Origin of the sequence: uncultured Aggregatibacter sp., from assembly GCF_901873365.1 — a bacterium.
Lineage (GTDB): Bacteria > Pseudomonadota > Gammaproteobacteria > Enterobacterales > Pasteurellaceae > Aggregatibacter.
The window spans coordinates 1-11209 of sequence record NZ_CABFLM010000078.1; the positions used below are offsets into that span (position 1 = coordinate 1).

The window sequence follows — 11209 nt, forward strand, 5'->3', positions numbered from 1 at the left end:
AATTAGATATTATCTATATTATTTCATCTTTTATTTTAAATTTTCCTATTTTTGATGGTTGTTTTGGAAAAATAAGAAGAGTTGTTGCATAGTGATTCCGATTAATAAAAACAATATATGCAAACATCATCAACAGGAGATTTTTTATGTCTAACGCAGTCGCTTCCTTAGAAGCCTTCTTAGCCAAAGTCGAACAACGTGACGGAAACCAACCGGAATTTTTACAAGCGATACGCGAAGTATTCACGTCTATTTGGTCATTCCTTGAGAAAAACCCGAAATACCGCTCTGAAGCCTTATTAGAACGTTTAGTTGAACCGGAACGCATCATTCAATTCCGCGTAGCATGGACGGATGACAAAGGCCAAGTGCAAGTCAACCGCGCTTTCCGCATTCAATTTAACAGCGCTATCGGTCCTTTCAAAGGTGGAATGCGTTTTCACCCGTCCGTTAACCAATCCATTTTAAAATTCTTAGGTTTTGAGCAAATTTTCAAAAATGCTTTAACCACATTGCCAATGGGCGGCGCCAAAGGCGGTTCAGACTTCGATCCGAAAGGTAAAAGCGATGCGGAAGTTATGCGTTTCTGCCAAGCCTTAATGACTGAACTTTATCGCCACATTGGTCCGGACACTGATGTGCCGGCAGGCGATATCGGCGTGGGCGCGCGTGAAGTGGGTTATTTAACCGGCATGATGAAAAAACTCTCTAATCAAACAGGCTGTGTCTTTACCGGAAAAGGCTTGAGTTTCGGCGGTAGCTTAATTCGTCCGGAAGCTACCGGTTATGGTTTGGTCTATTTCGTGCAAGCCATGCTGGCAGAAAAAGGGCAAGATTTGAAAGGCAAAACCGTTGCGGTTTCCGGCTCCGGTAACGTGGCACAGTATGCCATTGAAAAAGCGATGGCGCTTGGCGCAAAAGTCATTAGCTGTTCCGACTCATCCGGCACCGTTGTGGATGAAGAAGGTTTCACGGCTGAAAAATTAGCCGCTTTAATGGACATCAAAAATGTAAAACGCGGTCGTGTAAAAGATTACGCCGATCTCTTTGGCTTGAAATATGTTGCCGGTGCTCGGCCGTGGCATTTAAAAGTCGATATTGCGCTCCCATGTGCGACCCAAAACGAATTAGAATTAGCCGATGCCCAAATCCTTATCGCCAATGGCGTACAAGTGGTGGCGGAGGGTGCCAATATGCCAACGACCATTGAAGCCACCAATGCCTTTATTGACGCCGGCGTACTCTTCGGACCGGGCAAAGCAGCAAATGCAGGCGGCGTTGCCACTTCCGGTTTGGAAATGTCGCAAAACGCACAACGTCTAAGTTGGACAAGAGAAGAGGTGGATGCAAAATTACACCGCATTATGTTAGACATTCACGCGAACTGTAAAAAATACGGCAGCGATGCGCAAGGTAACATCAACTATGTCGTGGGTGCGAACGTCGCCGGTTTCGTTAAAGTGGCTGATGCCATGTTGGCGCAAGGCGTGTATTAATTTTCAAAATTTTGCTTGAGATGTTAAAGAAAAGTGTGGTGGATTTCAAAACACGTTAAAAATCCACCGCACTTTTTTTATTTTGAGCTTGCGCTTATTTCATCGCAATCATAGAACCGAAGTTGAAGCATTGGAACCAAAGCTCTACATGAGAAAAACCGACATTTTTTAACCGTGTTTTATGGATTTCAATGCTGTCTGTGCGCATCACATTTTCAAGTGCGGTGCGTTTTTGGCTCACTTCTAATTCGCTGTAACCGTTGGCGCGTTTAAATTGATGGTGGAGATCAATCAGTAAGTCGTTGGTTTGCTCGTCTTCAAAACGGAATTTTTCTGACAGCACCAATACGCCGTTTGGATTTAATCCTTGATGAATTTTTTCCAACAACGCCACGCGATCTTGTGGTGGCAGAAATTGCAGGGTGAAATTCAAAATCACCATCGATGCGTTTTTGATCTCAATGTGGCGAATGTCATCACAAAGAATCTCGACCGGAATATCACTGTGGTAGGCGGCGATATGTTGGCGACAACGTTCCACCATCGGTTGGGAATTGTCCACCCCGATAATTTTTACATTCGGTTGGTTGATATGACGACGAGCGGAAAGGGTCGCCGCCCCACGGGAACAACCTAAATCATAAACGTTGCTGTTTGCCGTTACAAAACGTTCGGCAAGCATACCGATAGCTGTGATGATGTTGGAATAGCCTGGCACAGAGCGTTGGATCATGTCAGGAAAAACTTCTGCGACGCTTTCGTCAAAGGTAAAATCGCCCAATTTTTCAATGGGCGCAGAGAATAGGGTATCCTTCATATTTTTTGCGATGCAATGATTTGAAATAAAAAGTGCGGTTATTTTAGAGAAAGTTTTTAACGGCGCAAATAAATTTCGCTTTCCAATTCAAAAGCCCAGGCAATTTCCGTATAATCGGACGGTTAATTTCTCTTTAATGATCTAGAATATAATAAGGAATAAAAAATGATGCGTTCACATTATTGCGGTGCGTTAAACCGCGCAAATATCGGTCAAGAAGTGACATTAAGCGGTTGGGTTCATCGCCGCCGCGATTTAGGTGGGTTAATCTTTATTGATATGCGCGATCGTGACGGCATCGTGCAAGTGTGTTTCGACCCGAAATACCAAGACGCCTTGACCGCGGCTGCCGGTTTGCGTAACGAATTTTGTATTCAAATCAAAGGTGAAGTGATTGCTCGCCCGGACAACCAAATCAATAAAAACATGGCGACCGGTGAAGTGGAAGTCTTGGCAAAAGCCTTGAAAATTTACAACGCTTCCGATGTGTTGCCGTTAGACTTCAACCAAAACAACACGGAAGAACAACGCTTAAAATACCGTTATTTGGATTTACGTCGCCCGGAAATGGCGCAACGTTTGAAAACCCGTGCAAAAATCACCAGCTTTGTGCGTCGTTTCATGGATGACAACGGCTTCTTAGATATTGAAACGCCAATGCTTACCAAAGCCACACCGGAAGGTGCGCGTGACTATTTAGTGCCAAGCCGTGTGCATAAAGGCAAATTCTATGCCTTGCCACAATCACCACAGCTTTTCAAACAGTTGCTCATGATGTCCGGTTTTGATCGTTATTATCAAATCGTGAAATGTTTCCGTGATGAAGATTTGCGTGCGGATCGTCAACCGGAATTTACCCAAATCGATGTGGAAACCTCTTTCTTAACCGCACCGGAAGTGCGTGAAATTATGGAACGCATGGTGCACGGTTTATGGCAAAACATCATTGGTGTGGATTTAGGCAAATTCCCTGTGATGACTTGGCACGAAGCGATGAATCGCTTTGGTTCCGACAAACCGGATTTGCGTAACCCACTTGAATTAGTCGATGTTGCAGACATCGTTAAAGAGGTAGATTTCAAAGTGTTCCAAGGCCCGGCCAATGATCCGAACGGTCGTGTGGCGGTCATTCGCGTACCAAATGGCAGCGAAATTACGCGTAAACAAATTGATGAATACACTCAATTTGTTGGTATCTACGGTGCAAAAGGTTTGGCTTGGGCGAAAGTGAATAATATCAATGCGGGACTTGAAGGCGTTCAAAGCCCGATTGCGAAATTCTTAACTGAAGATGTATGGAAAGCGTTAGCAGAACGTGTGAAAGCACAAAACGGCGATATCTTGTTCTTCGGCGCAGACAAATGGCAAACCACCACCGATGCTATGGGTGCATTGCGTTTGAAACTGGGGCGTGATCTCGGTTTAACCCGTTTAGACGAATGGCAACCGCTTTGGGTGATCGATTTCCCTATGTTTGAACGTGATGATGAAGGCAATTTGGCGGCAATGCACCACCCATTTACATCGCCGCGTGATTTCACACCGGAACAATTGGAAGCGGATCCAACAACTGCCGTGGCGAATGCTTACGATATGGTCATTAACGGCTATGAAGTAGGTGGCGGTTCTGTACGTATTTTCGATCCAAAAATGCAACAAACCGTATTCCGCATTCTTGGCATCAACGAACAAGAACAACGCGAAAAATTTGGCTTCTTGTTGGATGCATTGAAATTCGGCACACCGCCACACGCAGGTTTGGCGTTCGGTTTAGACCGTTTAACTATGCTCTTAACCGGAACCGAAAATATTCGTGATGTGATTGCATTCCCGAAAACGACGGCAGCGGCGTGCTTAATGACCGAAGCGCCAAGTTTTGCGAATCCACAGGCGTTGGCAGAATTAAGTATTCAGGTTGTAAAAGCTGAGTAATGTTGAAATTTGAATAATAAAGTGCGGTGTCTTTTTTGATTGAATTATGAAACAAAGAAGACCAATGAGCTATATTTTAGTAATGTTATTCATGACTGAAATATAGCTTTTTTATCACTTGAAATATCGTTATTTTTCAATAGCATAGATACTACTACTACTACTACTACTACTACTACTACGAATAAGAATTATAATAAATAATATGGATAATAAGCCTAAAATGGTTGTGGAATAATAAATTTCTCGTTAGAATTGTGCGAATTAAGTCACACTTTCATGTAAGATATGTTACACAATGTAAAATTTATGTAATAAAAATGTTAAGTAAATGACTTGCTTTAGATTTCTTGCTATAATCGATTTGCAAAATCGTTTCAATACAAAAGCCAAAATAACTAGAATAAGATTAAACAATATGAAAAAGCCGCGTTCTATCCCGATTATTTGTTGGACTAATATCATTATTAATTATCTTATTGTATTAGGACTCACCTTAATTGTGCTTGCTCTTGGCGACTCCTTTATTCAGTCCAGCGCTCTGCTTTTTATGCCTTATTTAAATTTTGTCGTCATTTTCTTCCTCAATAAAAACATCTTACACGGCCGACATTGGGCGAGAGATATTTTTATTGCGTGGCTGCTTGCCGTTGATGTGTTGGTTTATGTGTTGTTTGAGAATATTCCTATCACAATGGGTCATGTCTTGTTGTTAATTGTTAATCTTATTTGTTTATTTCACCCTTCTGCAAATGTATTTTTTCACTCAAAAAATACTGAATAGCACCATCGTCTCTTGAATCTCTCAATCAGGCGTACCGTGAATATAAATTTTATATGACTTTGTTAAAAATTTTATTCACTGTCATTCGTCAAGTTAGCAAGATTTATCCGTTTTTAATCTCTCATTTTTTGGAATAAAATGCTGATTTTTAAAAAAACAAAGTTTTTTATCTTTTGCTTTGTTTTTTCTTATTGCTGGGTTCACTTTACTCTAGATGAAAATTCTATTATAAATACGCACCTTTCTATCATTTAAAGAGACATTTTATGAGTGAACCAATCAATCAAGTTGAAAAATCTACATGGGCGAGTAAATTCTCTGCCTTAGGTCCCGGAATCGTCATGGCATCTGCTGCCGTTGGCGGTTCGCATATTATCGCGTCCACCCAAGCCGGTGCGATTTATGGCTGGGAATTAGTGAGCATCGTAATTCTTGCGAATTTATTCAAATATCCTTTCTTCCGTTTCGGTGTGCAATATACCTTAGATACCGGCAATACCTTGTTGGAAGGTTACCGCCAAAAAGGTAAATTTTATTTGTGGCTATTCCTTGCATTAAATATTTTTGCCACCGTGATTAACACCGCCGCGGTAGGTTTATTAACCGCAGCCATTTTAACTTTTGTGATCCCTATTCCATTGCCAATGCCGGTCCTCAGTTTATTGGTGATCGGTGTCACAACCGGTATTTTACTGTTAGGGAAATATCGCTTATTAGACAGCTTATCCAAAATCATCATGATCGCCTTAACTGTGACAACAGTCAGTGCCGTGGTGATTGCATTCATGCGTAACGGTATGCAAGGTGTCGCACCGGCAGATTTCGTTGCGCCTTCCCCGTGGGAATTAAGCAAATTGGCATTTTTAGTGGCATTAATGGGCTGGATGCCGGCGCCGATTGAAATTTCTGCCATTAACTCCATGTGGGTGGTGGCAAAACGTCGTTTGACCAAAGTGTCTTATCAAGACGGTTTGTTTGACTTCAACGTAGGTTACATTGGTACGGCGATTTTAGCGGTTGTATTCTTGGCGCTTGGCGCATTGGTACAATTCGGTTCACCTGAAACCGTAGAAATGGTGGGTGGTAAATATATCGCACAATTAATCAATATGTATGCCAGTACCATCGGTGAATGGGCGCGTTTATTGATTGCAGTGATTGCCTTCATGTGTATGTTTGGCACAACTATCACCGTTATCGACGGCTATTCCCGTACCAACGTTGAATCCTTGCGTTTATTGCTTGGTAAACACGAAAGCACCGTAAAAACCTTAAACATTGCCATGGTGCTTGCCGCGGTCTCCGGTTTAGCCATTATTTTCTATTTTAATAACGCCGTTGGTCCAATGTTGAAATTCGCGATGATTGCATCCTTTGTTTCTGCGCCGGTGTTTGCATGGTTGAACTTATCCTTAACCATGAAAGCGAAACACAGCGTGAAAGGCGGATTATTGTGGTTATCCTTTATCGGCTTATTCTACCTAACCGCGTTTGCCGCACTCTTTATTGCACAGCAAGCCGGCTGGTTAGGCTAAAAATTTCTCTAAAAACGACCGCACTTTAAGGACTTCTTTAAAGTGCGGTTCTTTTTTACGTTGTTTTAAGTGAAAATACATGGCGAACTTTTTATTTGCGTGGATATCCAATTGAAATATAAAAACAACCAATCTGTCCTTGTTGTCATTTATGCCAAAGAGAGCGGCAGAGTGCTTATGCTACAACGGCGAGACGATGCGGATTTCTGGCAATCGGTCACCGGTTCTTTGGAAGAACATGAAATGCCGTATGACGCGGCAGTGCGTGAAGTTTGGGAAGAAGTGCGGTTAAAAACGCCGTCAAAAAGCACCGCACTTTTAGATTGTCATGAAAGCGTAACGTTTGAAATTTTTCCGCATTTCCGCTATAAATACGCACCGAATGTTACCCACTGCCGAGAGCACTGGTTTTTGTTGGCCGTGGAGCAGGAATTTACCCCTGAATTAACCGAACATCTCGCTTTTCAATGGGTTTCGCCGGCACAGGCGGTGCAGATGACGAAATCGCCTAATAATGCAGAAGCGATAAGAAAATATTTATTTAATTTGACAAAATAGAAGGAAAACAACATGGCAGGCCATAGTAAGTGGGCAAATATTAAACACCGTAAAGCGGCGCAAGATGCGCAACGTGGCAAAATTTTTACTAAATTAATTCGTGAATTGGTGACCGCAGCAAAAATCGGTGGCGGCGATGTGGGATCGAACCCACGTTTACGTGCGGCAGTGGATAAAGCGCTCAGCAACAACATGACCCGTGATACCATTAACCGTGCTATTGAGCGTGGTGTTGGTGGTGGGGATGACACCAATATGGAAACCAAAATCTATGAAGGTTACGGCCCGGGTGGCACGGCTGTCATGGTGGAATGTTTGAGCGATAACGCCAACCGTACCATTTCCCAAGTTCGTCCAAGTTTTACCAAATGTGGCGGTAACTTAGGTACAGAAGGTTCTGTTGGTTATTTGTTCAGTAAAAAAGGATTGATTTTAGTTCTCCAAGCGGATGAAGATGCCTTAATGGAAGCGGCAATCGAAGCAGGTGCAGATGATGTTCAACCGCAAGATGACGGTTCTTTTGAAATTTATACCGCTTGGGAAGAATTAGGTTCCGTACGCGATGGCATTGAAGCGGCAGGCTTTAAAGTGCAAGAAGCGGAAGTAACAATGATTCCATCAACGACAGTGGATTTAGATGCGGAAACTGCACCGAAACTATTGCGTTTAATTGATATGTTGGAAGACTGTGATGACGTACAAAACGTTTATCACAATGGTGAAATTAGCGATGAAGTCGCTGCAATGCTATAAGGAGCATTTATGAAATTTGTTAAAGTATTATCTGCGGTTGCAACGGTTGCTATTTTGAGCGCTTGCTCTAATGCAACGGCAAAAATGGAAGAAAAAGCGGTTGGTGCAATGCCGAGCATTACGGATAAAACCGTGGTGTATTCTTGCAACAAGAAAACCGTGACTGCCGTGTATCAATTTGAAGGTCAAGAACCGACAGGTGCAATGGTGATGGTCGGCAATAAAGTGATTGCAAAAGACTTTGCTCGCGATGCGTCTCAAAAAGATTTTACCGCATTTACTTCCGGCAACTATGTGTGGAATGTGGACAGCGGTTTAACCTTGGATAAATTTGATTCTGTCGTGCCGGTAAATCTTTTACAAAAAGGCAAAAAAGCCGACAAAATCATCGTGAAAAACTGTGATGTGAATGCGAAAGCGACCGCAAAAGCAAATCAATAAACTTTCACTTCAAATAAAAACGGCTAGATTTTCTAGCCGTTTGTTTTATACCTAATTATGACAATTATTTTAGGCATTGACCCTGGTTCTCGTGTGACAGGTTATGGCGTTATCCGACAAACCGGGCGACAATTGGAATACCTTGGCAGTGGGGCGATTCGTACTCAAGTAGACGATTTACCGACTCGTTTAAAACGTATTTATGCCGGCGTGACGGAAATCATCACGCAATTTCAACCGGATATGTTTGCGATTGAACAAGTGTTTATGGCAAAAAATGCGGATTCAGCCCTGAAACTTGGGCAGGCACGTGGCACGGCGATTGTTGCGGCAGTGAATCATGATTTGCCGGTGTTTGAATATGCCGCCCGTTTAGTCAAACAAACCGTGGTCGGTATTGGTTCGGCGGATAAAATTCAAGTGCAGGATATGGTGACTCGTATTCTGAAACTTTCCGATAAGCCACAAGCCGATGCGGCGGATGCTTTAGCGATCGCCATTACGCATGCCCATTCCATACAGCACTCTTTCCATGTGGCAGATGCCGCGGGTCAAAACGAAACGCAGGAAAAATTGACCGCACTTTTGCGCACGCGATATAGTCGAGGCCGTTTCCGTTTAAAAATTTAACTGGATATTTATCCAGTTTTATTTTATGCTACGCGCAATTTTTTACAGATAACTAGGATTGCTATGATTGGTCATCTCACCGGCATTTTAATGGAAAAACAGCCACCGGAAATTTTGTTGGATGTGCAGGGGGTCGGCTATGAATTGTTGTTGCCGATGACAAGTTTTTATCATCTTCCCGAAGTGGGCAAACAAACCAGCTTATTTACCCATTTGGTCGTGCGTGAAGATGCTCATTTGCTCTTTGGATTTGCACAAAAAACAGACCGCACTTTATTTCGTGAATTGATCAAAACCAATGGTGTAGGCCCTAAATTGGCGTTGGCAATTTTATCTGCCATGTCGGTAGATGAGTTTGCGTATGCAATTGAACGTGAAGAATTGTCAAAATTAGTGAAGATTCCCGGTGTCGGTAAAAAAACGGCTGAAAGGCTCTTAGTTGAGCTCAAAGGCAAATTTAAAGGTGTAAAAAATAACGATTTCTTTATGCAAGCGGATCATTTGCCAAGTCTTAGCATGGAAACCATTGCAACCACTGAGCCTTCTAATGAGGCTGTTGCCGCATTGATCGCCTTGGGCTATAAGCCGATCGATGCAGAGAAAATGGTGAAAAAAGTGTCTAAACCGGAGCTTTCCAGTGAGCAGTTAATTCGTGAAGCTTTAAAAGCCGCATTGTAATTTGAGATAGACAAGATGATTGAAGCAGACAGAATTATCAGTGCCACGGCAAAATTAGACGAAGATGTCATTGATCGTGCCATTCGTCCAAAATTGCTGGCGGATTATGTGGGACAACCACAAGTTTGCGAACAAATGGAAATTTTCATCAAAGCGGCACAATTACGTCAGGATGCGTTAGATCATTTGTTGATTTTTGGCCCGCCGGGATTGGGAAAAACCACGCTGGCTAATATTGTTGCCAATGAGATGGGCGTAAATATTCGCACGACATCCGGTCCGGTTTTGGAAAAAGCAGGTGATTTAGCCGCAATGCTGACAAATCTTGAACCTCATGATGTGTTGTTTATTGATGAAATTCATCGCCTTTCACCGGCCATTGAAGAAGTATTGTATCCGGCAATGGAAGATTATCAGTTAGACATCATGATTGGTGAAGGCCCGGCTGCCCGCTCTATTAAATTGGATTTACCGCCTTTTACGCTTATCGGTGCGACAACTCGGGCGGGTTCTTTAACCTCGCCATTGCGCGATCGTTTTGGCATTGTGCAACGCTTGGAATTTTATTCCGTGCATGATTTAACGTCCATTGTGTCAAGAAGTGCGGTCTGTTTGCAGCTTAAAATTGATGATTCGGCAGCCTATGAGATAGCTCGTCGTTCTCGCGGAACACCGCGAATTGCGAATCGCTTATTACGTCGAGTACGAGATTATGCCGATGTGCGTAATAACGGTGTGATTACCGAAGCCATTGCGAAGGCTGCATTATCGATGCTGGATATTGACGATGCCGGGTTTGATTATTTGGACAGGAAGTTGCTGACAGCCGTTTTAGAGCGTTTTGATGGTGGTCCGGTGGGATTAGACAATTTAGCCGCGGCTATTGGGGAAGAGCGGGATACTATTGAAGATGTGCTGGAACCTTATTTAATTCAGCAGGGATTCTTACAACGAACACCGCGAGGAAGAATGGCGACCTCAACGACTTATCGCCATTTTGGCATTGAAAAAATGCCTCGAGAAGACTAAAAAATAAAAGGCTCATTCAATCAAATAAGCTTTTTGTTTCGTGAGAAATTACTGTGTTTGTTGCTGTTGTTTCATGCTGTTGAGTTTCGCCATGGCAACATCGCAACTTTTAATTTGCGTAGCTAACTCCATTTCAAGAATTTGTTTTTTACTTTGATTGAGCTTACTACGGATTTTATTGACTTGAGGGTGTGTACCCGGTTGTTTCTCCGCTTCCGCAATCAAATTTTCGGTTTCACTGAATAAATCCTTGCACTGTTGTGGAACGTTAGCAATGGATTTTGCGTTTTTGTCTTTATCCACGTCTGCGGCATTGGCTACATTTGAAACACTTGCAACCATCATTGTCGTGAAAAGTGCGGTAAAAATGTGCGTTATTTTTTGTGTCATATTGAAGCCTTTTTGTTGTTCAAGTTATCTTCAAAGTGTAAATCTTGCATGAAGTTATCAGAATCCCCTTGTGATGTCTAGTCTCTTTTTTCGAACCCCCCTTATTTTTATGCAGTTAAAGTGAATAGATGTTGAAATTATGTTAATAGAATATATAATTTGATCC

At 42.6% G+C, this 11209-nt stretch carries 12 protein-coding genes; 10 read left to right on the top strand and 2 right to left on the bottom strand.

The window, feature by feature from the left end; translation table 11 throughout:
- The first annotated feature begins 146 nt into the window (after window positions 1-146).
- Entirely contained in the window at window positions 147-1496 is a 1350-nt protein-coding gene (gene gdhA, locus QZ106_RS06970) for an NADP-specific glutamate dehydrogenase (RefSeq protein ID WP_295975924.1), read from the top strand.
- A 94-nt stretch (window positions 1497-1590) separates the two neighbouring features.
- On the opposite strand, the gene cmoA is transcribed toward gdhA, so the two are convergent.
- Complete coding sequence (gene cmoA / locus QZ106_RS06975) at window positions 1591-2313, bottom strand: carboxy-S-adenosyl-L-methionine synthase CmoA (RefSeq protein WP_295975926.1); 723 nt, start codon at window positions 2311-2313, stop codon at window positions 1591-1593.
- Between the two features lie 165 nt (window positions 2314-2478).
- Between cmoA and aspS the strand changes: the two genes are divergently transcribed.
- From aspS to ruvB, 9 genes are all read left to right on the top strand, one after another.
- On the top strand, window positions 2479-4245 hold the full coding sequence (aspS, locus tag QZ106_RS06980; protein WP_295975927.1) for an aspartate--tRNA ligase: 1767 nt from the start codon (window positions 2479-2481) through the stop codon (window positions 4243-4245).
- A 418-nt stretch (window positions 4246-4663) separates the two neighbouring features.
- The gene (locus QZ106_RS06985; RefSeq protein ID WP_295975928.1) at window positions 4664-5029 is read left to right on the top strand and encodes a hypothetical protein; all 366 of its coding nucleotides are present in this window, start codon (window positions 4664-4666) and stop codon (window positions 5027-5029) included.
- Window positions 5030-5295: 266 nt separating this feature from the next.
- Window positions 5296-6564 (top strand): NRAMP family divalent metal transporter, encoded by a 1269-nt coding sequence (locus QZ106_RS06990; RefSeq protein ID WP_021615177.1) that lies wholly within the window; start codon window positions 5296-5298, stop codon window positions 6562-6564.
- A 111-nt stretch (window positions 6565-6675) separates the two neighbouring features.
- Window positions 6676-7122, top strand: coding sequence for a dihydroneopterin triphosphate diphosphatase (nudB, locus tag QZ106_RS06995; protein ID WP_295975930.1), 447 nt, complete (start codon window positions 6676-6678; stop codon window positions 7120-7122).
- A 12-nt stretch (window positions 7123-7134) separates the two neighbouring features.
- Window positions 7135-7875 carry a YebC/PmpR family DNA-binding transcriptional regulator gene (locus QZ106_RS07000; protein WP_295975932.1) on the top strand — a complete coding sequence of 247 codons (741 nt, stop codon included), beginning with the start codon at window positions 7135-7137 and terminating at the stop codon, window positions 7873-7875.
- Between the two features lie 9 nt (window positions 7876-7884).
- Window positions 7885-8316, top strand: a complete 432-nt coding sequence (locus QZ106_RS07005) for a hypothetical protein (RefSeq protein WP_295975934.1) — start codon at window positions 7885-7887, stop codon at window positions 8314-8316.
- 57 nt (window positions 8317-8373) lie between these two features.
- Window positions 8374-8946: a crossover junction endodeoxyribonuclease RuvC gene (ruvC, locus tag QZ106_RS07010; RefSeq protein WP_295975935.1), complete on the top strand. Its 573-nt coding sequence runs from the start codon at window positions 8374-8376 to the stop codon at window positions 8944-8946.
- Between the two features lie 63 nt (window positions 8947-9009).
- Complete coding sequence (gene ruvA, locus QZ106_RS07015) at window positions 9010-9624, top strand: Holliday junction branch migration protein RuvA (RefSeq protein ID WP_295975937.1); 615 nt, start codon at window positions 9010-9012, stop codon at window positions 9622-9624.
- Between the two features lie 15 nt (window positions 9625-9639).
- On the top strand, window positions 9640-10653 hold the full coding sequence (ruvB, locus tag QZ106_RS07020; RefSeq protein WP_295975939.1) for a Holliday junction branch migration DNA helicase RuvB: 1014 nt from the start codon (window positions 9640-9642) through the stop codon (window positions 10651-10653).
- Window positions 10654-10701: 48 nt separating this feature from the next.
- Here the strand turns inward: ruvB and QZ106_RS07025 are convergent, their stop codons facing one another.
- Window positions 10702-11043 (bottom strand): DUF5339 domain-containing protein, encoded by a 342-nt coding sequence (locus QZ106_RS07025; RefSeq protein ID WP_021615170.1) that lies wholly within the window; start codon window positions 11041-11043, stop codon window positions 10702-10704.
- Between the last annotated feature and the right edge of the window lie 166 nt (window positions 11044-11209).

Coding starts and splice junctions, on each gene's coding strand:
- QZ106_RS07005 (WP_295975934.1), top strand. CDS start 7,885: ATGAAATTTGTTAAAGTATTATCTGCGGTTGCAACGGTTGCTATTTTG.
- ruvA (WP_295975937.1), top strand. CDS start 9,010: ATGATTGGTCATCTCACCGGCATTTTAATGGAAAAACAGCCACCGGAA.
- QZ106_RS07000 (WP_295975932.1), top strand. CDS start 7,135: ATGGCAGGCCATAGTAAGTGGGCAAATATTAAACACCGTAAAGCGGCG.
- QZ106_RS07025 (WP_021615170.1), bottom strand. CDS start 11,043: ATGACACAAAAAATAACGCACATTTTTACCGCACTTTTCACGACAATG.
- ruvC (WP_295975935.1), top strand. CDS start 8,374: ATGACAATTATTTTAGGCATTGACCCTGGTTCTCGTGTGACAGGTTAT.
- QZ106_RS06985 (WP_295975928.1), top strand. CDS start 4,664: ATGAAAAAGCCGCGTTCTATCCCGATTATTTGTTGGACTAATATCATT.
- ruvB (WP_295975939.1), top strand. CDS start 9,640: ATGATTGAAGCAGACAGAATTATCAGTGCCACGGCAAAATTAGACGAA.
- gdhA (WP_295975924.1), top strand. CDS start 147: ATGTCTAACGCAGTCGCTTCCTTAGAAGCCTTCTTAGCCAAAGTCGAA.
- QZ106_RS06990 (WP_021615177.1), top strand. CDS start 5,296: ATGAGTGAACCAATCAATCAAGTTGAAAAATCTACATGGGCGAGTAAA.
- aspS (WP_295975927.1), top strand. CDS start 2,479: ATGATGCGTTCACATTATTGCGGTGCGTTAAACCGCGCAAATATCGGT.
- cmoA (WP_295975926.1), bottom strand. CDS start 2,313: ATGAAGGATACCCTATTCTCTGCGCCCATTGAAAAATTGGGCGATTTT.